The 21,012-nt window shown below is 70.6% G+C and carries 17 protein-coding genes; 2 read left to right on the top strand and 15 right to left on the bottom strand.

The genetic code is table 11. From position 1 onward, the window contains the following. The first annotated feature begins 254 nt into the window (after positions 1-254). Positions 255-1,475: a fumarylacetoacetase gene (fahA, locus tag ADL34_RS00575; RefSeq protein ID WP_062664173.1), complete on the top strand. Its 1,221-nt coding sequence runs from the start codon at positions 255-257 to the stop codon at positions 1,473-1,475. Between the two features lie 208 nt (positions 1,476-1,683). After that, a complete protein-coding gene (locus tag ADL34_RS00570) occupies positions 1,684-2,622 on the top strand; it encodes a M56 family metallopeptidase (protein ID WP_062664175.1) in 939 nt (312 codons plus the stop codon). Positions 2,623-2,646: 24 nt separating this feature from the next. Here ADL34_RS00570 and recQ read toward each other — a convergent pair whose 3' ends face one another. The 15 genes from recQ to ADL34_RS00495 all read right to left on the bottom strand — a co-directional run bounded on the left by recQ (position 2,647) and on the right by ADL34_RS00495 (position 20,862). Beyond that, positions 2,647-4,641, bottom strand: coding sequence for a DNA helicase RecQ (gene recQ / locus ADL34_RS00565; protein WP_062664177.1), 1,995 nt, complete (start codon positions 4,639-4,641; stop codon positions 2,647-2,649). Positions 4,642-4,792: 151 nt separating this feature from the next. Then, positions 4,793-6,442, bottom strand: coding sequence for an NADH-quinone oxidoreductase subunit NuoN (gene nuoN, locus ADL34_RS00560; protein WP_062664180.1), 1,650 nt, complete (start codon positions 6,440-6,442; stop codon positions 4,793-4,795). Further along, complete coding sequence (locus tag ADL34_RS00555) at positions 6,439-8,010, bottom strand: NADH-quinone oxidoreductase subunit M (RefSeq protein WP_062664182.1); 1,572 nt, start codon at positions 8,008-8,010, stop codon at positions 6,439-6,441. The genes nuoN and ADL34_RS00555 overlap by 4 nt, the downstream gene beginning before the upstream one ends. Before the next feature lie 5 nt (positions 8,011-8,015). After that, positions 8,016-9,980, bottom strand: a complete 1,965-nt coding sequence (nuoL, locus tag ADL34_RS00550; RefSeq protein ID WP_062664184.1) for an NADH-quinone oxidoreductase subunit L — start codon at positions 9,978-9,980, stop codon at positions 8,016-8,018. 16 nt (positions 9,981-9,996) lie between these two features. Further along, positions 9,997-10,296 carry an NADH-quinone oxidoreductase subunit NuoK gene (gene nuoK, locus ADL34_RS00545; RefSeq protein WP_062664186.1) on the bottom strand — a complete coding sequence of 100 codons (300 nt, stop codon included), beginning with the start codon at positions 10,294-10,296 and terminating at the stop codon, positions 9,997-9,999. Next, a complete protein-coding gene (locus ADL34_RS00540; protein ID WP_062664187.1) occupies positions 10,293-11,138 on the bottom strand; it encodes an NADH-quinone oxidoreductase subunit J in 846 nt (281 codons plus the stop codon). The genes nuoK and ADL34_RS00540 overlap by 4 nt, the downstream gene beginning before the upstream one ends. Next, positions 11,135-11,785 (bottom strand): NADH-quinone oxidoreductase subunit NuoI, encoded by a 651-nt coding sequence (gene nuoI, locus ADL34_RS00535; RefSeq protein WP_062664189.1) that lies wholly within the window; start codon positions 11,783-11,785, stop codon positions 11,135-11,137. Before nuoI ends, ADL34_RS00540 begins: the two co-directional genes overlap by 4 nt. Then, the gene (gene nuoH, locus ADL34_RS00530) at positions 11,778-13,142 is read right to left on the bottom strand and encodes an NADH-quinone oxidoreductase subunit NuoH (protein WP_062664191.1); all 1,365 of its coding nucleotides are present in this window, start codon (positions 13,140-13,142) and stop codon (positions 11,778-11,780) included. The genes nuoI and nuoH overlap by 8 nt, the downstream gene beginning before the upstream one ends. Beyond that, positions 13,139-15,643, bottom strand: coding sequence for an NADH-quinone oxidoreductase subunit G (locus ADL34_RS00525; protein ID WP_062664193.1), 2,505 nt, complete (start codon positions 15,641-15,643; stop codon positions 13,139-13,141). Before ADL34_RS00525 ends, nuoH begins: the two co-directional genes overlap by 4 nt. Next, the gene (gene nuoF / locus ADL34_RS00520) at positions 15,640-16,989 is read right to left on the bottom strand and encodes an NADH-quinone oxidoreductase subunit NuoF (RefSeq protein WP_062664196.1); all 1,350 of its coding nucleotides are present in this window, start codon (positions 16,987-16,989) and stop codon (positions 15,640-15,642) included. Before nuoF ends, ADL34_RS00525 begins: the two co-directional genes overlap by 4 nt. After that, positions 16,989-17,861: an NADH-quinone oxidoreductase subunit NuoE gene (gene nuoE / locus ADL34_RS00515; protein WP_062664198.1), complete on the bottom strand. Its 873-nt coding sequence runs from the start codon at positions 17,859-17,861 to the stop codon at positions 16,989-16,991. Before nuoE ends, nuoF begins: the two co-directional genes overlap by 1 nt. Further along, complete coding sequence (locus tag ADL34_RS00510) at positions 17,858-19,180, bottom strand: NADH-quinone oxidoreductase subunit D (RefSeq protein WP_062664200.1); 1,323 nt, start codon at positions 19,178-19,180, stop codon at positions 17,858-17,860. Before ADL34_RS00510 ends, nuoE begins: the two co-directional genes overlap by 4 nt. After that, the gene (locus ADL34_RS00505) at positions 19,177-19,938 is read right to left on the bottom strand and encodes an NADH-quinone oxidoreductase subunit C (RefSeq protein WP_062664202.1); all 762 of its coding nucleotides are present in this window, start codon (positions 19,936-19,938) and stop codon (positions 19,177-19,179) included. Before ADL34_RS00505 ends, ADL34_RS00510 begins: the two co-directional genes overlap by 4 nt. Further along, positions 19,935-20,489 carry a NuoB/complex I 20 kDa subunit family protein gene (locus ADL34_RS00500; RefSeq protein WP_030494814.1) on the bottom strand — a complete coding sequence of 185 codons (555 nt, stop codon included), beginning with the start codon at positions 20,487-20,489 and terminating at the stop codon, positions 19,935-19,937. Before ADL34_RS00500 ends, ADL34_RS00505 begins: the two co-directional genes overlap by 4 nt. A 13-nt stretch (positions 20,490-20,502) precedes the next feature. Further along, a complete protein-coding gene (locus ADL34_RS00495; protein ID WP_030950624.1) occupies positions 20,503-20,862 on the bottom strand; it encodes an NADH-quinone oxidoreductase subunit A in 360 nt (119 codons plus the stop codon). Positions 20,863-21,012 lie beyond the last annotated feature (150 nt).

Genomic DNA, 21,012 nt, shown 5'->3' with positions numbered 1-21,012 from the left:
CCTGCGGGATTCTCGAGGGCGATGCGGACGCCGAGTTGGGCCCGCTCGCCCGGCGAGGGGGACGCGACGAGGGGGCGGCGGGAGGCGGCCCACCGCGGCGACCTGGGGGGTGCCAGGGGGACGGCCCACCGCGGCTGCCTGGGGGTGGCCCATCGCCTGCCCGGAGGATTCACCCTGCCCAAGACCGCCACCTCACCCGTAACGTGGGCCCGACCACATGGCTTACGGAGCGTATGAGAGTGAGGCAGTACCCCATGCCCCCCTTCGATCTCCCCGAGGGCGACCCCTTCGGCGCGCACAACCTTCCGTACGGCGTCTTCTCCCTCCCGGGCCCGGACTCCGCGCGCCGGGTGGGCGTCCGTCTCGGCGACCACGTCCTCGACGCGGGCGGGGCGGCCCAGGCGCTCGACTCGCCGTACGCCCCGCTGCTCGCCCAGGAGTCGCTGAACGCGCTCCTCGCCGCGGGCCGCACCACCTGGTCGGACGTACGGCGGGCGCTGACCGCCTGGGTGACGGTCCCGGCGCACCAGGAGGCCATCGCTGACCTGTTCCACCCGCTGTCCTCCGTGACGCTGCACCTGCCGTTCGACGTCGCGGACTACGTCGACTTCTACGCCTCCGAGAACCACGCCCGGAACGTCGGCCAGATCTTCCGCCCGGACGCCGAGGACTCCCTCACCCCCAACTGGAAGCACCTGCCGATCGGCTACCACGGCCGGTCCGGCACGGTCGTCGTCTCCGGCACGGACGTCGTGCGGCCCTCGGGCCAGCGCAAGGCCCCCACCGACCCGGCCCCCGTCTTCGGCCCGTCCGTCCGCCTGGACATCGAGGCCGAGGTCGGCTTCGTCGTGGGCAGGCCGTCCGCGATGGGCACACCGGTCCCGCTCGGCGACTTCCGTGAGCACGTCTTCGGCCTGTGCCTGCTCAACGACTGGTCGGCGCGTGACGTCCAGGCGTGGGAGTACGTGCCCCTCGGCCCCTTCCTCGGGAAGTCCTTCGCCACGTCGGTGTCGGCCTGGATCACCCCGCTGGACGCCCTGGACGAGGCGAGGACGGCGCCGCCGGAGCGCACGCACCCGCTGCTGCCGTACCTCGACGATTCCGGCGACGCGGCCGAACCCGGCGGCTACGACCTGCGTATCTCCGTGGCGATCAACGGCCACGTGGTCTCCGAGCCGCCCTTCTCCACCATGTACTGGACCGCCGCCCAGCAGCTCGCCCACATGACGGTGAACGGCGCCTCCCTGCGCACCGGCGACCTGTACGGCTCCGGCACGGTCAGCGGCCCCACCGAGCGTGAGCGCGGCTCCCTCCTGGAGCTGACCTGGAACGGCCGCGACCCGCTCGAACTCCCCGACGGCAAGCGCACGTTCCTGGAGGACGGCGACGTCGTCACCCTGTCCGCGTGGGCCCCCGGCCCGGGCGGGGTGCGGGTGGGCCTGGGCGAGGTCACCGGGCGGATCGTGGCCGGCTGAGGCGCGGCCGCCGGGGTGGGCCGAGCATGGCGGGCGGTCCGGTGGGCGAAGCACGCCCGCGGATCCGTCGGTGCTTTCCCGCTGACTCCCGCGGGCCGCACCGTCATACTGGCTGGCGGTGGGGAGCGCGCCCCTCGGGGCGCCCGCGTCCCACCGCCCCGCACCGACGTCCGCGCGCTGTCCCTCACCAGGATCCGGAGCCCCTGGCATGACCGTCTGCCTGCTCCTGCTGAGCATCGTCGGCCTGACGGCCGCCATTCCCGTCCCGCGCGTCCTGACCCGGGCCGCCTGGCCGGAACGGGACCCCGTGGTCGCGCTGTGGGTGTGGCAGTGCCTCGTCGCCACCGTGCTGCTGTGCTGCCTGACGGCGCTCGCCCTGGGCACCGCCGCCGTCTTCGGCACCGCCCGCGCCCAGCTGTTCGCCCCGGCGCCGGCGTCCGTGACGGAGGCGTACGACCTCTCCGCCGCCCCGGCCTGGGCCGCGCTCCTCACCCTCCTGCTGGCCTGCGGGGCTGCATGGACGACGGCGATGCTCGGGCGGGAGCTGGTCGAGGCGCGCAGGCGGCGCGGCCGGGCCCGGGCCCAGCTGCGCGAGCGCGCCCCCGATCTGCCGGCCGGCCTCGGCTCCACGCGCGGCCCGCTGCTGGTGCTGGAGGACGAGTACCCGGACGCCTGGTGGATGCCGGGCAGCCCGCCGCAGCTGATCGTCACGACGGGTGCCCTGCACCGCCTCACCGGCCACCAGCTCGACGCCGTCCTCACCCATGAGCGGGGCCACGCCCGCGCCCACCACGACTGGCTGCTGCACCTGTCCACCGCGCTCGCCACCGGCTTCCCCCGTGTCCCGCTGTTCGCCCACTTCTGCGACCAGACGCACCGTCTGGTCGAACTGGCCGCCGACGACACGGCATCCCGCCGCTGCGGCCATCTGACGACGGCCCTGGCCCTGATCGAGCTCAACCAGCACCGGGGCGTGCTGTCCTGCGCCTCCACCCACCGGCTGCTGGGCGAACGCGTCGACCGCCTCCTGCAGCCGCGCCCGCGCCTGGGCCGCCGCGACCGCGCCCTCACCACGACCCTGGCGGCCCTGGTCCCGCTGGTCCCCCTGCTGATCACCTTCGCGCCGGGACTCCTGACGCTGTCCTGACGGCCGCGTCCTGGGCGTTCGTCCTCACTCCCAGCCGTCGGGCTCCGGCTCCTCCGTCGGCCAGTCGTCGGGATCGTCCGGGGCCGACGACGTGGGCTGCGCGGCGGCCTCGGGTGCCGGTGCGGCCAGGCCGGCCAGGACCTCGATCACCCCTTCCCCGTACGTCGCCCGCTTCTTCTCGCCGACGCCGCTGATCCCGGCCAGCTCGGCCACCGAGGTCGGCCACACCGTGGCGATCTCGCGCAGCGTGGCGTCGTGGAAGATGACGTAGGCCGGGACGCCCTGCTCCCGGGCCTGCTCGGCCCGCCAGGCGCGCAGGGCCTCGAAGGCCGGGACCAGCTCCTGCGGCAGCTCGGCGACGGCGGCTTTGGCCTTGCGCTCGCCGCGGCCGGATCCGGACGCCGACCGCGAGGACGCGGGTCGCTTCGGCTCCTTGCGCAGCGGCACCTCCCGCTCCCGCCGCAGCACCGAGCCGCTGTCCTCGGTCAGCACCAGCGTGCCGTACTCGCCCTCGACGGCGAGCAGGCCCTGGGCCAGCAGCTGCCGGATGACGCCGCGCCACTCGCCCTCGGTCAGCTCCTCGCCGATGCCGAACACGGAGAGCTGGTCGTGGTCGAACTGGATCACCTTGGCGGTGCGCCGGCCGAGCAGGATGTCGACGATCTGCAGGGCGCCGAACTTCTGCCCCCGCTCCCGCTGCAGCCGGACGACCGTCGACAGCACCTTCTGCGCGGCCACGGTGCCTTCCCAGGTCTCGGGCGGCGTCAGGCAGGTGTCGCAGTTGCCGCAGGCGCCCGCGTCGGGGTCCTGGCCGAAGTAGGCGAGCAGCTGGGCGCGCCGGCACTGGACCGTCTCGCACAGCGCCAGCATCGCGTCCAGGTGCGCGGCCGCGCGGCGCCGGAACGCCTCGTCCCCCTCGCCGAGCTGGATCATCTTGCGCTGCTGGATGACGTCGTTGAGGCCGTAGGCCATCCAGGCCGTGGAGGGCAGGCCGTCCCGCCCGGCCCGGCCGGTCTCCTGGTAGTAGCCCTCGACGGACTTGGGGAGGTCGAGGTGGGCGACGAACCGTACGTCCGGCTTGTCGATGCCCATGCCGAAGGCGATGGTCGCCACGACGACCAGGCCCTCCTCGCGCAGGAACCGGGACTGGTGCGCCGCGCGGGTGCCCGCGTCGAGGCCGGCGTGGTACGGGATCGCCTCGATGCCGTTGCGGGAGAGGAACTCGGCGGTCGCCTCGACGGACTTGCGGGACAGGCAGTACACGATGCCCGCGTCGCCCGCGTGCTCCTCGCGCAGGAAGCTCAGCAGCTGCTTCTTCGGGTCGGCCTTGGGCACGATCCGGTACTGGATGTTGGGCCGGTCGAAGCTGGCCACGAAGTGCCGGGCGTCCGGCATGCCGAGCCGCTGGGTGATCTCCTGGTGGGTGGCGTGGGTGGCCGTCGCCGTCAGCGCGATCCGCGGCACGTCCGGCCAGCGCTCGCCCAGCAGGGACAGGGAGAGGTAGTCGGGGCGGAAGTCGTGGCCCCACTGGGACACGCAGTGCGCCTCGTCGATGGCGAACACGGAGATCTTGCCGCGGGACAGCAGGTCCAGCGTCGCGTCGAGCCGGAGGCGCTCGGGGGCGAGGTAGAGCAGGTCGAGCTCGCCGGCGGCGTACTGCGCCTCCATCACGCGGCGCTCGTCGAAGTCCTGCGTGGAGTTGATGAACCCGGCGCGCACGCCGAGCGCCCGCAGGGCGTCCACCTGGTCCTGCATGAGGGCGATCAGCGGGGAGACGACCACGCCCGTGCCCGGTCTGACCAGGGAGGGGATCTGGTAGCAGAGCGACTTGCCGCCGCCGGTCGGCATGAGCACGACGGCGTCGCCACCGGCCACGACATGCTCGATGACGGCTTCCTGCTCGCCCCGGAAGGCCTCGTATCCGAAGACGCGGTGGAGCGCGGCCAGTGCCTCGCTGTCGCCTGTCCGGTCCGCCTCGGTCACCGCTGGCATCTCGCTGATCACGCCCGTCGCACCCATCGCCGTGTCCCCCGCCCGTCGTCCCTCGACCACTGCCTCCACGATAGGGGTCCGCGCCGACAGTCCCCCGAGTTATCCACAGGCTCACCCCCTCGGCACGGGAACGGCCCGGCTCCCTCGAGGGAAGCCGGGCCGTCCGCGCGGGGCTCGGTCAGCGCACGAAGACGCCCGCCTGGCTCGCCAGGTCCAGGAAGTACTGGGGCGCCACACCCAGCACCAAGGTGACGGCCACGCCGACGCCGATCGCCGTCATCGTCAGCGGGGACGGCACCGCGACCGTCGGTCCCTCGGGTGTCGGCTCGCTGAAGAACATCAGCACGATGACCCGGATGTAGAAGAACGCGGCGATCGCGGACGAGATCACACCGATCACGACCAGCGGGGCCGCCCCGCCCTCGGCCGCCGCCTTGAACACGGCGAACTTCCCGGCGAAGCCGGAGGTCAGCGGGATGCCCGCGAAGGCCAGCAGGAACACCGCGAAGACCGCCGCGACCAGCGGCGAGCGGCGGCCCAGACCGGCCCACTTCGACAGGTGCGTCGCCTCGCCGCCGGCGTCGCGCACCAGCGTCACCACCGCGAACGCGCCGATCGTCACGAACGAGTAGGCGCCCAGGTAGAAGAGGACGGACGACACCCCGTCCGGCGTGGTCGCGATGACACCGGCGAGGATGAAGCCGGCGTGCGCGATCGACGAGTACGCCAGCAGCCGCTTGATGTCGGTCTGGGTGATCGCGATGATCGCGCCGCCCAGCATCGTGACGATCGCCACGGCCCACATGACCGGCCGCCAGTCCCAGCGCAGGCCGGGCAGCACGACGTACAGGAGGCGCAGCAGCGCGCCGAACGCGGCCACCTTCGTCGCCGCGGCCATGAACCCGGTCACCGGCGTCGGGGCGCCCTGGTAGACGTCCGGCGTCCACATGTGGAACGGCACCGCGCCCACCTTGAACAGCAGACCCATGACGATCAGCGCCGAGCCGATGAGCAGCAGCGCGTCGTTGCCCGTGGTGTTCGCCAGGGCCGGGCTGACGTCGGTGGCGGTGCCGTCGACGACCCGCGCGATCGTGCCGTAGGACACCGAGCCCGCGTAGCCGTACAGCAGAGCGATGCCGAACAGGGTGAACGCGGACGCGAAGGCTCCCAGCAGGAAGTACTTGACCGCGGCCTCCTGCGACATGAGCCGCTTGCGGCGGGCGAGCGCGCACATCAGGTACAGCGGGAGGGAGAAGACCTCCAGCGCGATGAACAGCGTCAGCAGGTCGTTGGCCGACGGGAAGATCAGCATGCCCGCGACGGCGAACATCAGCAGCGGGAACACCTCGGTGGTGGTGAACCCCGCCTTCACGGCGGCCTTCTCGCTGTCGCTGCCCGGCACGGACGCGGCCTGGGCGGCGAAGGAGTCGACGCGGTTGCCGTGCGCCGCCGGGTCGAGCCGGCGCTCGGCGAAGGTGAACAGGCCGACGAGGGCCGTCAGCAGGATCGTGCCCTGCAGGAACAGGGCCGGTCCGTCGACGGCGATCGCGCCCATGGCGGCGATGCCCGACTTGGTCGTGGCGTACCCGCCGGCGGCCAGCGCCACGACCGCCGCGAAGGAGGCGACGAGCGCCACGACGGCGGTGAACACCTGCGCGTAGTAGCGGGACCTGCGCGGGACGACGGCCTCGATCAGCACCCCGACGAGCGCCGCGCCGACGACGATCAGGGTGGGCGAGAGCTGTCCGTACTCGATCTTCGGCGTGTCGATCTTCGAGATCGGGTCGGCCGCGGTTGTCCACAGGCTGTGGACGGCTGATGCGCTCACTTGGCCGCCTCCACCTCGGGCTGGGGGTCCTTCTTCTGTACGTCGGACAAGGTCTGCTTGACCGCCGGGTTCACGATGTCCGTGACGGGCTTCGGGTAGACGCCCAGGAAGACCAGCAGGACGATCAGCGGGGCGACGACCGCGATCTCCCGCACCCGCAGGTCCGGCATCGCGGAGACCTCCGGCTTCACCGGGCCCGTCATCGTCCGCTGGTACAGGACGAGGGTGTAGAGCGCGGCGAGCACGATGCCGAAGGTGGCGATGATGCCGATCGCCGGATAGCGGGTGAACGTGCCGACCAGGACCAGGAACTCGCTGACGAACGGCGCGAGACCCGGCAGCGAGAGGGTCGCGAGGCCGCCGATCAGGAAGGTGCCGGCGAGCACCGGGGCGACCTTCTGCACACCGCCGTAGTCGGCGATGAGCCGCGAGCCGCGCCGCGAGATCAGGAATCCGGCGACCAGCATCAGCGCGGCCGTCGAGATGCCGTGGTTGACCATGTAGAGCGTCGCCCCGGACTGGCCCTGGCTGGTCATCGCGAAGATGCCCATGATGATGAAGCCGAAGTGCGAGATCGACGCGTAGGCGATCAGGCGCTTGATGTCCCGCTGGCCGACCGCGAGCAGCGCCCCGTAGACGATGCTGATCAGCGCCAGCACCAGGATGGCCGGCGTGGCCCACTTGCTGGCCTCCGGGAAGAGCTGGAGGCAGAAGCGGAGCATCGCGAAGGTGCCCACCTTGTCGACGACCGCCGTGATGAGGACGGCGACCGGGGCGGTGGCCTCCTGCATCGCGTTCGGCAGCCAGGTGTGCAGCGGCCACAGTGGCGCCTTCACCGCGAAGGCGAAGAAGAAGCCGAGGAACAGCCAGCGTTCGGTGTTCGTCGCCATGTCCAGCGAGCCGTTGGCGCGGGCCTCGGCGATCTCCTGGAGGCTGAAGTTCCCGGCGACGACGTACAGGCCGATCACCGCGGCCAGCATGATCAGTCCGCCGACCAGGTTGTAGAGGAGGAACTTCACCGCGGCGTACGACCGCTGGGTCGACGCCACCTTCTCCCCGTGCTCGTGGGCACGGTCCCCGAAGCCTCCGATGAGGAAGTACATCGGGATGAGCATGGCCTCGAAGAAGATGTAGAAGAGGAAGACGTCGGTGGCCTCGAAGGAGAGGATCACCATCGCCTCGACGGCCAGGATCAGGGCGAAGAAGCCCTGCGTCGGCCGCCACCTCCTGCTGCCCGTCTCCAGCGGGTCGGCGTCGTGCCAGCCCGCGAGGACGATGAACGGGATCAGCAGCGCCGTCAGCGCGACGAGCGCCACCCCGATGCCGTCCACGCCGAGTTCGTAGCGGACCCCGAAGTCGGAGATCCAGGAGTGCGATTCGGTGAGCTGGTAGCGGTCGCCGTCCGGGTCGAACCGGACCAGGACGGCGATCGCGAGGGCGAGTGTGCCGAGGGAGAAGAACAGCGCCAGCCATTTGGCGGCGGTGCGCCGGGCGGCCGGCACGGCGGCCGTGGCGATCGCCCCGATCGCCGGGAGCGCCGCCGTGGCTGTCAGCAGGGGAAAGGACATCGGTATCAGACCGCCCTCATCAGCAGGGTCGCGGCGACGAGGATCGCCGCACCGCCGAACATCGAGACCGCGTACGAGCGCGCGAAGCCGTTCTGGAGCCTGCGCATCCGTCCGGACAGGCCGCCGACCGAGGCCGCCGTGCCGTTGACGACACCGTCGACCAGGGTGTGGTCGACGTAGACCAGGGAGCGGGTGAGGTGCTCGCCGCCGCGGACGAGGACGACGTGGTTGAAGTCGTCCTGGTACAGGTCGCGCCGGGCGGCCCGGGTGAGCAGCGACCCGCGCGGGGCGACCGCCGGGACCGGGCGCCTGCCGTACTGGGCCCAGGCGAGGGCGACGCCGACGACCATGCACGCGACGGTCGCACCGGTGACGGTGCCCGCGCTGATCGGCGGATTGCCGTGCGCGTGCCCGGTGATGGGCTCGAGCCAGTGCACGAAGCGGTCGCCGATGCTGAAGAACGCACCGCCCGCCACCGACCCGACCGCCAGGACGATCATGGGGATCGTCATGACCTTGGGCGACTCGTGCGGGTGCGGCTCCGCGTGCTCGCCGTGGGTCTCGGCGGCGGGCTCCGCGCTGGGCTCGGCCGGCGACGCGGTCTTCGTGTGCCGCCAGCGCTCCTCCCCGAAGAACGTCATCAGCATCACGCGCGTCATGTAGTACGCCGTGAGGGCCGCGCCCAGCAGCGCGCAGGCGCCGAGGATCCAGCCCTCCGTGCCGCCCTTGGCGAACGCCGCCTCGATGATCTTGTCCTTGGAGAAGAAGCCGGACAGGCCCGGGAAGCCGATGATGGCGAGGTAGCCGAGGCCGAAGGTGATGAACGTGACCGGCATGTATTTGCGCAGGCCGCCGTACTTGCGCATGTCGACCTCGTCGTTCATGCCGTGCATGACGGAACCGGCGCCGAGGAAGAGCCCGGCCTTGAAGAAGCCGTGCGTCACCAGGTGCATGATCGCGAAGACGTAGCCGATGGGACCGAGGCCCGCGGCCAGGACCATGTAGCCGATCTGCGACATGGTCGAGCCGGCCAGCGCCTTCTTGATGTCGTCCTTCGCGCAACCGACGATCGCACCGAACAGGAGCGTGACGGCTCCGACGATCGTGACGACCAGCTGCGCGTCGGGCGCCGCGTCGAAGATGGCGCCGGAGCGGACGATCAGGTAGACGCCCGCGGTCACCATCGTCGCGGCGTGGATGAGGGCCGAGACCGGGGTCGGGCCCTCCATCGCGTCCCCGAGCCAGGACTGCAGCGGCACCTGGGCGGACTTGCCGCACGCGGCGAGCAGCAGCATCAGGCCGATGGCGGTGAGCTTGCCCTCGCTCGCGTTCCCGGCGAGACCGGCCTCGCCCTCGCCGCCGAGCAGCGGCCCGAACGCGAAGGTGCCGAACCAGAAGAACATCAGCATGATCGCGATGGACAGGCCCATGTCGCCGACGCGGTTGACCAGGAAGGCCTTCTTCGCGGCCGTGGCGGCGCTGGGCTTGTGCTGCCAGAAGCCGATCAGCAGGTACGAGGCGAGACCGACGCCCTCCCAGCCGACGTACAGCAGCAGGTAGTTGTCGGCGAGGACGAGCAGCAGCATCGCCGCGAGGAACAGGTTCAGATAGCCGAAGAAGCGGCGGCGGCGCTCGTCGTGCTCCATGTACCCGATCGAGTACACGTGGATCAGCGAGCCGACGCCGGTGATCAGCAGGACGAACGTCATCGACAGCTGGTCGAGGCGGAACGCGACGTCCGCCTGGAAGCCCTCGACCTGGATCCAGCTGAACAGATGGCTCGTCAGGGTCCGCTCCTCGGCGCCCTTGCCGAGCAGGTCGGCGAAGAGGACCACACCGAAGGCGAAGGAGACGAACGACAGGAGCGTGCCGATCCAGTGGCCGACGGCGTCGAGCCGCCGGCCACCGCACAGCAGGACGGCCGCTCCGAGCAAGGGCGCCGCGATCAGCAGCGCAATCAGGTTCTCCACGATTTCTTCCGACCCCTCAGAGCTTCATCAGGCTGGCGTCGTCGACCGAGGCCGAGTGGCGGGAACGGAACAGCGACACGATGATCGCGAGCCCGACGACGACCTCCGCGGCGGCCACGACCATCGTGAAGAAGGCGATGATCTGGCCGTCCAGATTGCCGTGCATCCGGGAGAACGCCACGAGCGTGAGGTTGCAGGCGTTGAGCATCAGCTCGACGCACATGAAGAGGACGATCGCGTTGCGCCTGATCAGCACACCGGTGGCGCCGATCGTGAACAACAGGGCCGCGAGGTAGACGTAGTTGACCGGATTCACTTGGACGCCTCCTCCGGACGCTTGAAGGTGGACGGCTCGATCGCGGTCCGCTCCAGGCGCTCCGCCGCACGCTGCTCCAGCGCCCGCAGGTCGTTGAGCGCCTCGGAGGACACGTCCCGGATCTGCCCGCGCTCGCGCAGCGTCTTGCTGACGGTGAGGTCGGACGGGGTCCCGTCGGGCAGCAGACCGGCGATGTCCACGGCGTTGTGCCGGGCGTAGACGCCGGGCGCCGGGAGCGGCGGGACGTGCTTGCCGGCACGCACGCGCTCCTCGGCCAGCTCCCGCTGGGTCTTGGCGCGCTCGGTGCGCTCGCGGTGCGTGAGCACCATGGCGCCGACCGCGGCGGTGATCAGCAGGGCGCCGGTGATCTCGAACGCGAAGACGTACCTCGTGAAGATGAGGGTGGCCAGGCCCTCCACGTTGCCGTTCGCGTTGGCCTGCGTGAGGCCGTCGAACTGGCGCAGCGAGGCGTTCCCGATGCCGGCGAACAGCAGGATGCCGAAGCCGAGGCCACACAGAAGGGCCAGCCAGCGCTGGCCCTTGATGGTCTCCTTCAGGGAGTCCGCGGCCGTCACGCCGACCAGCATCACCACGAAGAGGAACAGCATCATGATCGCGCCGGTGTAGACGACGATCTGTACGACGCCCAGGAAGTAGGCGCCGTTGGCCAGGTAGAACACCGCGAGGACGATCATCGTGCCGGCGAGGCAGAGCGCGCTGTGCACGGCCCTCTTGAGGAAGACGGTGCACAGGGCGCCGAGCACGGCGACGGTGCCGAGGATCCAGAACTGCACGGCCTCGCCGGTGGAGGTGGAGTAGGCGGCGGCGATCTGAGCGCTCATCGGCCGGTCACCTTCCCCGAGGCCGGCTCGTCCTCGCCGAAGGTCGAGGCACCCTCCTGCGGGACCTCGCCCTTGGAGACCGCGACCTGCCGGGTCGTGCCCGGCGCGGCCTCCGTCACCAGACCGCGGTAGTAGTCCTGCTCGTCGGTGCCGGGGTAGATGGAGTGGGGCGAGTCGACCATGCCCTCCTCCAGACCGGCGAGCAGCTGCTCCTTGGTGTAGATGAGGTTGGCGCGGCTGGAGTCCGCCAGCTCGAACTCGTTGGTCATCGTGAGCGCACGCGTGGGGCACGCCTCGATGCACAGGCCGCACAGGATGCAGCGGGCGTAGTTGATCTGGTAGACGCGGCCGTACCGTTCACCGGGCGAGTAGCGCTCCTCGTCGGTGTTGTCGGCGCCTTCCACGTAGATGGCGTCGGCGGGGCAGGCCCAGGCGCACAGCTCGCAGCCGACGCACTTCTCCAGGCCGTCCGGATGGCGGTTGAGCTGGTGCCGTCCATGGAAGCGCGGAGCGGTGGTCTTCTGCTGCTCCGGGTACTGCTCGGTCAGCCGCTTCTTGAACATGGCCTTGAAGGTCACGCCGAAGCCGGCCACGGGGTTCTGGAAGCCGGGCTTCGTCTGCCCGGTCTCCTTCGGCTCCTCAGCCATCGGACGCCTCCTTTCCATCCAGAGATCCGTCACTGTGAGTATCGGACCCGCCACTGACAATCAGCTCCCGCTCCCGGCGCGGTCGGCGCCGCGGGACGGGCGGCAGCTCCTGTCCGGGCAGCGGCGGTACGGGGAAGCCACCGGCCATCGGGTCGAACGCGGCGGGTTCCTCGGCGGGTTGCGCGGCGCCCTTCCCCCGCTCGCGGAACAGGTCCGCGACGACGGAGAGCAGCAGCAGCGCGATGACTCCGCCGCCGACGTACAGGGCGATGTCCGCGAAGTCGTAGTTCTCGTTGCGCAGGGTCCGCACGGTCGCGACGAGCATCAGCCAGACGACGGAGACCGGGATGAGGACCTTCCAGCCGAGCTTCATCAGCTGGTCGTAGCGGACGCGGGGCAGTGTGCCGCGCAGCCAGATGAAGAAGAACAGCAGCAGCTGCACCTTGATGACGAACCAGAGGAGCGGCCACCAGCCGTGGTTCGCGCCCTCCCAGAAGGAACTGATCGGGTACGGGGCCCGCCAGCCGCCCAGGAAGAGCGTCACGGACACCGCCGAGACCGTCACCATGTTCACGTACTCGGCGAGCATGAACATCGCGAACTTGATGGACGAGTACTCGGTGTTGAAGCCGCCGACCAGGTCGCCCTCGGACTCGGGCATGTCGAAGGGGGCGCGGTTCGTCTCGCCGACCATCGTCACGATGTAGATCAGGAACGACACCGGCAGCAGGACGATGTACCAGCGGTCCTGCTGCGCCTCGACGATCGCCGAGGTGGACATCGACCCGGAGTAGAGGAACACGGAGGCGAACGCGGCGCCCATCGCGATCTCGTAGGAGATCATCTGCGCGCAGGAGCGCAGACCGCCGAGCAGCGGGTACGTCGACCCGGAGCTCCAGCCCGCGAGCACGATGCCGTAGATGCCGACCGAGGCGACCGCCAGGATGTAGAGCATCGCGATCGGCAGGTCGGTGAGCTGCATCGTGGTGCGCTGGCCGAAGATCGAGATCTCGTTGCCGGCCGGGCCGAAGGGGATCACCGCGATCGCCATGAAGGCCGGGATGGCCGCGACGATCGGCGCGAGGACGTACACGACCTTGTCGGCGCGCTTGACGATGACGTCTTCCTTGAGCATCAGCTTGATGCCGTCGGCGAGCGACTGGAGCATGCCCCAGGGGCCGTGCCGGTTGGGGCCGATGCGCAGCTGCATCCAGGCGACGACCTTGCGCTCCCAGACGATCGAGAACAGCACGGTCACCATCAGGAAGGCGAAGCAGAACACCGCCTTGACGACGACCAGCCACCAGGGGTCGCGGCCGAACATCGAGAGGTCTTCAGCGGCGAGGAAAGGGCTCATGCCTCCACCTCCTCTGGGGCCTCGGACGCGAGGGTCGCCGGGCCGATGCGGACGAGTGAGCCGGGCAGCACCCCGGTGTCGGAGGCGACGCCCCCGCCGACCGAGTTCAGCGGCAGCCACACCACCCGGTCGGGCATCTCCGTGATCTGCAGCGGCAGTTCGACGGTGCCGGCGGGACCGGTGACGGCGAGCGCGTCGCCGTTCTTCACGCCCGCCTCGGCGGCCGTGGCGGCCGACACGCGCGCGTGGGCGGCGTGCCGGGTGCCGGCGAGCGCCTCGTCGCCCTGCTGGAGCAGGCCCTGGTCGAGCAGCAGCCGGTGCCCGGCGAGGACGGCCTCACCGGCCGCCGGACGCGGCAGCTGGGCGGCGATCTCCAGCGGCTGGTCGGCCCGCGGACCGTCCCAGGGGCCGAGCCGGTCGATCTCCGCGCGCGTGGTGCGCAGATCGGGCAGCCCCAGGTGCACGTCCATGGCGTCGGCCAGCATCTGCAGGACGCGCGCGTCGGTCGGCGCCGGGCGGCGGGTCATCTGGTCGGGCTTCAGCGCGGCCTCGAAGAAGCGCACCCTGCCCTCCCAGTTGAGGAAGGTGCCGGCCTTCTCGGCGACGGCGGCCACCGGCAGCACCACGTCGGCGAGCTCGGTCACCTCGCTGGGCCGCAGCTCCAGCGACACCACGAAGCCGACCTCGGCGAGCGCCTCACGCGCGCGTGCCGGGTCCGGCAGGTCGGCGACCTCGACGCCCGCGACCAGCAGGGCCTGGAGCTCGCCGCGCGCGGCGGCCTCCACGATCTGGCCGGTGTCGCGGCCGTAGCGGGAGGGGAGTTCGGCGACGCCCCACAGGGCGGCGACCTCGTCCCGCGCGCGCGGGTCGGTCGCGGGACGCCCGCCGGGCAGCAGCGACGGCAGCGCGCCCACCTCGACGGCGGCCCGCTCCCCGGCCCGGCGCGGGATCCACACCAGCCGGGCGCCGGTGGCGGCCGCGGCCCGTACGGCGGCCGTGAGCCCGCCCGGGACGGCGGCCAGCCGCTCGCCTACGGCGATCACGGCGCCCTCGGTGCGCAGCGCCCCGGCCGCCTCGGCGCCCGGGCCCTCCAGGCCGGTGCCGGCGGCCAGCGCGTCCAGCCACTTCGTCTCGGTGCCGGGAGCGGCGGGAAGCAGGGTGCCGCCGGCCTTCTCCAGACCCCGGGTCGCGTGCGTGGCCAGGGAGAAGACCCGCTGGCCGTGCTTGCGCCACGCCTTGCGCAGCCGCAGGAAGACGCCGGGTGCCTCCTCCTCGGCCTCGAACCCGGCCAGCAGGACGGCGGGCGCCTTCTCCAGGGAGGTGTAGGTGACTCCGCTGCCGTCGAGGTCACGGCCGCGGCCGGCGATCTGCGCGGCGAGGAAGTCGGCCTCCTCGCCGCTGTGCGCCCGCGCGCGGAAGTCGATGTCGTTGGTGTCGAGGGCCACGCGCGCGAACTTGCTGTACGCGTAGGCGTCCTCGACGGTGAGTCGGCCGCCGGTCAGCACACCGGTCCGGCCGCGCGAGGCGAGCAGCCCCTGGGCGGCGATCTGGAGCGCCTCCGGCCAGGACGCCGGTTCGAGGTCGCCCTCGGCGTTGCGTACCAGCGGGGTGTCCAGCCGGTCGCGCTGCTGGGCGTAGCGGAAGGCGAAGCGCCCCTTGTCGCAGATCCACTCCTCGTTGACCTCGGGGTCGTCCGCCGCGAGGCGCCGCATGACCTTGCCGCGCCGGTGGTCGGTGCGGGTGGCGCAGCCGCCCGAGCAGTGCTCGCACACCGACGGCGAGGAGACCAGGTCGAAGGGCCGGGAGCGGAATCGGTACGCCGCCGAGGTGAGCGCGCCGACGGGGCAGATCTGGATGGTGTTGCCGGAGAAGTACGACTCGAACGGGTCGCCCTCGCCGGTGCCGACCTGCTGGAGGGCGCCGCGCTCGACCAGCTCGATCATCGGGTCGCCCGCGACCTGGTTGGAGAACCGGGTGCAGCGGGCGCACAGCACGCACCGCTCGCGGTCGAGCAGCACCTGCGTGGAGATCGGGACGGGCTTCTCGTAGGTGCGCTTGCGGCCCTCGAAGCGGGACTCCGCGGCGCCGTGCGACATGGCCTGGTTCTGCAGCGGGCACTCGCCGCCCTTGTCGCAGACCGGGCAGTCCAGCGGGTGGTTGATGAGCAGGAGCTCCATCACACCCTTCTGGGCCTTCTCCGCGACCGGCGAGGTGAGGTGCGTCTTGACGACCATGCCGTCGGTGCACGTGATCGTGCAGGACGCCATCGGCTTGCGCTGACCCTCGACGTCCACGATGCACTGGCGGCAGGCGCCGGCCGGGTCGAGGAGCGGGTGGTCGCAGAAGCGCGGGATCTCGATGCCGAGCTGCTCGGCGGCCCGGATGACCAGGGTGCCCTTGGGCACGCTGATCTCGGCGCCGTCGATCGTCAGCGTCACGAGGTCCTCCGGCGGGACCGCCGCCTCTCCCCCTCCGGAGGGAGCGCTGGTGGTCACAGTCATGCGTTCACCTCCGTGCGGTGGTCGGCCCAGGCCGTCGACCTGGCCGGGTCGAAGGGGCAGCCACGGCCCGTGATGTGCTCCTCGTACTCCTCGCGGAAGTACTTCAGCGAGGAGAAGATCGGCGAGGCGGCGCCGTCGCCGAGGGCGCAGAAGGACTTGCCGTTGATGTTGTCGGCGATGTCGTTCAGCTTGTCGAGGTCGCTCATCACGCCCTTGCCGGCCTCGATGTCGCGCAGCAACTGCACGAGCCAGTACGTGCCTTCTCGGCAGGGCGTGCACTTGCCGCAGGACTCGTGGGCGTAGAACTCGGTCCAGCGGGTGACGGCGCGGACCACGCAGGTCGTCTCGTCGAAGCACTGGAGCGCCTTGGTGCCGAGCATGGAGCCGGCGGCGCCCACCCCCTCGTAGTCGAGGGGGACGTCGAGGTGCTCGTCGGTGAACATCGGCGTGGACGAGCCGCCCGGTGTCCAGAACTTCAGCCGGTGCCCGGGCCGCATGCCGCCGCTCATGTCGAGCAGCTGGCGCAGGGTGATGCCGAGCGGGGCCTCGTACTGTCCGGGGCTGGCGACGTGACCACTGAGCGAGTACAGCGTGAAGCCCGGGGACTTCTCGCTGCCCATCGAGCGGAACCACTCCTTGCCCCGGTTCAGGATGGCGGGAACCGACGCGATCGACTCGACGTTGTTCACCACAGTGGGGCAGGCGTAGAGACCTGCCACGGCCGGGAAGGGAGGACGCAGTCGCGGTTGACCACGGCGGCCTTCGAGCGAGTCGAGCAGTGCGGTCTCCTCACCGCAGATGTACGCGCCGGCACCGGCGTGCACGGTGAGTTCGAGGTCGAGTCCGCTGCCCAGGATGTCCTTGCCGAGGAAGCCCGCCGCGTAGGCCTCGCGCACGGCCTCGTGCAACCGCCGCAGGACGGGGACGACTTCACCCCGCAGATAGATGAAGGCGTGCGACGACCGGATGGCGTAGCACGCGATCACGATGCCCTCGATGAGGCTGTGCGGGTTCGCGAAGAGGAGCGGGATGTCCTTGCAGGTCCCAGGCTCCGACTCGTCGGCGTTGACAACGAGATAGTGCGGCTTTCCGTCTCCCTGCGGGATGAACTGCCACTTCATCCCGGTGGGGAATCCCGCGCCGCCGCGCCCGCGCAGACCGGAGTCCTTGACGTAGGCGATCAGGTCGTCCGGCGACATGGCGAGCGCCTTGCGGAGCCCCTCGTACCCGTCGTGCCTGCGGTAGACGTCGAGCGTCCAGGACCGGTCCTCGTCCCAGAAGGCCGACAGCACGGGTGCGAGCAGCTTCTCGGGACTGTTCTCCTTCAGCTCCGGTGCCAATGTCATCACTCCCCCTCCTCGGCGACAGGCCCTGCCGGGTGGGCCGGGTCGGACGCGGACGAATCCTGCGGCGCGTCGTGCGAGCTGAGGTGTTCAGCCGGCGACGGGTGGTGCACGGTCCTGTCCTGCTGCTCGTCGTGCGGGCCGCCGTCGCGCGGGTGGACCACGCGCGCGGGCGCGGCCTCTCCCTTGGCGAGGCGCAGGCCCACCAGCGACGCCGCCCCGGCGCTGCCGCCCTCCTCGACGGCACCGGGCCGCTCGTCGGGGAAGCCGGCGAGGATCCGGGCGGTCTCCTTGAAGGTGCACAGGCGGGCCCCGCGCGTGGGCGCCACGTCACGGCCGGCGCGCAGGTCGTCGACGAGCCGCTTGGCGCTGTCGGGGGTCTGGTTGTCGAAGAACTCCCAGTTGACCATCACGACCGGGGCGTAGTCGCAGGCCGCGTTGCACTCGATGTGCTCCAGGGTGACCTTGCCGTCGCCGGTGGTCTCGCCGTTGCCGACGCCCAGGTGCTCCTGGAGCTCCTCGAAGATGGCGTCGCCGCCCATGACCGCGCACAGCGTGTTGGTGCACACGCCCACCTGGTAGTCGCCGGAGGGCTTGCGGCGGTACATGGTGTAGAAGGTCGCGACGGCGGTGACCTCGGCCGTGGTCAGGCCGAGCACGTCCGCGCAGAACCGCATCCCGGTGCGCGTGACGTGTCCCTCCTCCGCCTGCACGAGGTGCAGCAGCGGCAGCAGGGCGGACCGCGAGTCCGGGTAGCGGGCGACGACCTCGCGGGCGTCGGCCTCCAGCCGGGCGCGCACGTCGTCCGGGTAGCCGGGGGCGGGCAGTTCGGGCATGCCCAGGCTGACGCCCCGCTCGGAAGATGAGGTGGTCACCGGTCGACGCCTCCCATCACGGGGTCGATGGACGCGACGGCGACGATGACGTCGGCGACCTGGCCGCCCTCGCACATCGCCGCCATGGCCTGCAGATTGGTGAAGGACGGGTCGCGGAAGTGGACCCGGAAGGGGCGGGTGCCTCCGTCGGAGACGGCGTGCACCCCGAGCTCGCCCTTGGGCGACTCGACGGCCGCGTACACCTGTCCCGGCGGGACGCGGAAGCCCTCGGTGACCAGCTTGAAGTGGTGGATCAGGGCCTCCATGGAGGTGCCCATGATCTTCTTGATGTGGTCGAGGGAGTTGCCGAGCCCGTCGGGTCCCAGGGCGAGCTGGGCGGGCCAGGCGATCTTCTTGTCGGCGACCATGACCGGGCCCGGCTCCAGCCGGTCCAGGCACTGCTCGACGATCCGGAGCGACTGGCGCATCTCCTCCAGGCGGATCAGGAAGCGCCCGTAGGAGTCGCAGGAGTCGGCGGTGGGGACCTCGAAGTCGTAGGTCTCGTAGCCGCTGTACGGCTGCGTCTTGCGCAGGTCGTGCGGGAGGCCGGTGGAGCGCAGGATCGGGCCGGTGGCGCCGAGGGCCATGCAGCCGGCCAGGTCGAGGTAGCCGACGTCCTGCATACGGGCCTTGAAGATGGGGTTCCCGGTGGCGAGCTTGTCGTACTCCGGGAGGTTCTTCTTCATCTTCTTCACGAACTCGCGGATGTGGTCCACCGCGCCGGGCGGCAGGTCCTGCGCGAGTCCGCCGGGGCGGATGTACGCGTGGTTCATCCGCAGGCCCGTGATGAGCTCGTAGATGTCGAGAATCATTTCACGATCACGGAATCCGTAGATCATGATCGTGGTGGCGCCGAGCTCCATGCCGCCGGTGGCGATGCACACCAGGTGGGAGGAGAGCCGGTTCAGCTCCATCAGGAGCACCCGGATGATCTTGGCGCGCTCGCTGATCTGGTCCTCGATGCCGAGGAGCTTCTCGACGGCGAGACAGTAGGCGGTCTCGTTGAAGAAGGACGTCAAGTAGTCCATGCGCGTCACGAACGTCGTGCCCTGCGTCCACGTCCGGTATTCGAGGTTCTTCTCGATGCCGGTGTGGAGGTAGCCGATGCCGCAGCGGGCCTCGGTGACCGTCTCGCCCTCGATCTCCAGGATCAGGCGCAGCACTCCGTGGGTGGACGGGTGCTGGGGACCCATGTTGACGACGATGCGCTCGTCGTCGGCCTTGGCCGCGGACTCGACGACCTCGTCCCAGTCGCCACCGGTGACGGTGTAGACGGTGCCCTCGGTGGTTTCGCGGGCGGATGCTGACTGAGTGCTCACGAGTACGACCTCCGCTGGTCCGGAGCCGGGATCTGGGCGCCCTTGTACTCGACGGCGATGCCGCCGAGGGGGTAGTCCTTGCGCTGCGGGTGGCCCTGCCAGTCGTCCGGCATCATGATCCGCGTCAGGGCGGGGTGACCGTCGAAGACGATGCCGAAGAAGTCGTACGTCTCGCGCTCGTGCCAGTCGTTCGTCGGATACACGGAGACGAGCGACGGGACGTGCGGGTCGCTGTCGGGGACGCTGACCTCCAGGCGGATCAGCCGGTTGTGGGTGATCGAGCGCAGGTGGTAGACGGCGTGCAGCTCGCGGCCCTTGTCGTGCGGGTAGTGGACGCCGCTCACGCCCGTGCACAGCTCGAAGCGCAGGGCCGGGTCGTCGCGCAGGGTGCGGGCGACGCGGAGCAGGTGCTCGCGCTCGATGTGGAAGGTGAGTTCGTCGCGGTCGACGACCGTCTTCTCGATGGCGTTGTCGGGCAGCAGGCCCTGTTCCTCCAGCGCGCCCTCGAGCTCGTCGGCGACCTCGTCGAACCAGCCGCCGTAGGGGCGGCTCGCCGGTCCCGGGAGGCGGACCGAGCGGACCAGGCCGCCGTAACCGGAGGTGTCGCCGCCGCTCTCGGCGCCGAACATGCCGCGCTGGACGCGGATCTCCTCGCCGCCCTGGCCACGCTGGCCGGGGAGGTTGGAGGCGGACAGGTCCTTCTCGGGGTTCACCCCGTTCGACCCGTTCGCCCCGTTGGTGCCGTTGGCGTCGCTCACCGCAGCAGCCCCTTCATCTCGATCGTGGGCAGGGCCTTGAGCGCCGCTTCCTCCGCCTCACGGGCCGCTTCCTCGGCGTTGACCCCGAGCTTGGAGCCCTGGATCTTCTGGTGCAGCTTGAGGATGGCGTCCATCAGCATCTCGGGCCGTGGCGGACAGCCCGGGAGATAGATGTCGACCGGGACGATGTGGTCGACGCCCTGGACGATCGCGTAGTTGTTGAACATGCCGCCCGAGGAGGCGCAGACCCCCATGGAGATCACCCACTTGGGGTTCGGCATCTGGTCGTAGACCTGCCGGAGCACCGGCGCCATCTTCTGGCTGACCCGGCCGGCGACGATCATCAGGTCGGCCTGGCGCGGCGATCCGCGGAAGACCTCCATGCCGAAGCGCGCCAGGTCGTAGCGGCCGGCGCCGGTCGTCATCATCTCGATGGCGCAGCACGCGAGGCCGAAGGTGGCCGGGAAGACGGACGCCTTGCGCACCCAGCCCGCGGCCTGTTCGACGGTGGTCAGCAGGAATCCGCTCGGCAGCTTTTCTTCGAGTCCCATGTCTAAAGGCCCCTCAGTCCCATTCCAGGCCGCCGCGCCGCCATACGTACGCGTACGCGACGAAGACGGTGAGCACGAAGAGCAGCATCTCCACGAGCCCGAAGATCCCCAGGGAGTCGAAGGTGACGGCCCAGGGGTAGAGGAAGACGATCTCGATATCGAAGATGATGAAGAGCATCGCCGTCAGGTAGTACTTGATGGGGAAGCGCCCGCCGCCGGCCGGCGTGGGGGTCGGCTCGATTCCGCACTCATAAGCCTCGAGCTTGGCCCGGTTGTACCGCTTCGGACCGATCAGCGTGGCCATGACCACGGAGAAGATCGCAAAGCCTGCCCCGAGGGCTCCCAGTACGAGGATGGGCGCATACGCGTTCACCGCTCCTCGCTCCTCTCAGTCGGCACTGACTGCTGGCGGTTAGCACTGGGCTCACGGCCGCCCCACCGGTCCCACGAACACCGTTGGTCCCGGCGAAGATCGAGAACATGTGAAGCAGGTCACAAGCCCAACTGCCTCGCATCTTATGCC

This window comes from Streptomyces sp. NRRL WC-3605, assembly GCF_001509795.1.
In the GTDB taxonomy this organism is placed as follows: Bacteria; Actinomycetota; Actinomycetes; order Streptomycetales; family Streptomycetaceae; genus Streptomyces; species Streptomyces viridochromogenes.
This window is presented reverse-complemented; position numbering and strand designations above follow the sequence as displayed.

Excerpts from the sequence above, each read along its gene's own strand:
- fahA (WP_062664173.1), top strand. The coding sequence starts at position 255 with ATGCCCCCCTTCGATCTCCCCGAGGGCGACCCCTTCGGCGCGCACAAC.
- ADL34_RS00570 (WP_062664175.1), top strand. The coding sequence starts at position 1,684 with ATGACCGTCTGCCTGCTCCTGCTGAGCATCGTCGGCCTGACGGCCGCC.
- recQ (WP_062664177.1), bottom strand. The coding sequence starts at position 4,641 with ATGGGTGCGACGGGCGTGATCAGCGAGATGCCAGCGGTGACCGAGGCG.
- ADL34_RS00555 (WP_062664182.1), bottom strand. The coding sequence starts at position 8,010 with ATGTCCTTTCCCCTGCTGACAGCCACGGCGGCGCTCCCGGCGATCGGG.
- ADL34_RS00540 (WP_062664187.1), bottom strand. The coding sequence starts at position 11,138 with ATGAGCGCTCAGATCGCCGCCGCCTACTCCACCTCCACCGGCGAGGCC.
- nuoI (WP_062664189.1), bottom strand. The coding sequence starts at position 11,785 with ATGGCTGAGGAGCCGAAGGAGACCGGGCAGACGAAGCCCGGCTTCCAG.
- nuoH (WP_062664191.1), bottom strand. The coding sequence starts at position 13,142 with ATGAGCCCTTTCCTCGCCGCTGAAGACCTCTCGATGTTCGGCCGCGAC.
- ADL34_RS00525 (WP_062664193.1), bottom strand. The coding sequence starts at position 15,643 with ATGACTGTGACCACCAGCGCTCCCTCCGGAGGGGGAGAGGCGGCGGTC.
- nuoF (WP_062664196.1), bottom strand. The coding sequence starts at position 16,989 with ATGACATTGGCACCGGAGCTGAAGGAGAACAGTCCCGAGAAGCTGCTC.
- ADL34_RS00500 (WP_030494814.1), bottom strand. The coding sequence starts at position 20,489 with ATGGGACTCGAAGAAAAGCTGCCGAGCGGATTCCTGCTGACCACCGTC.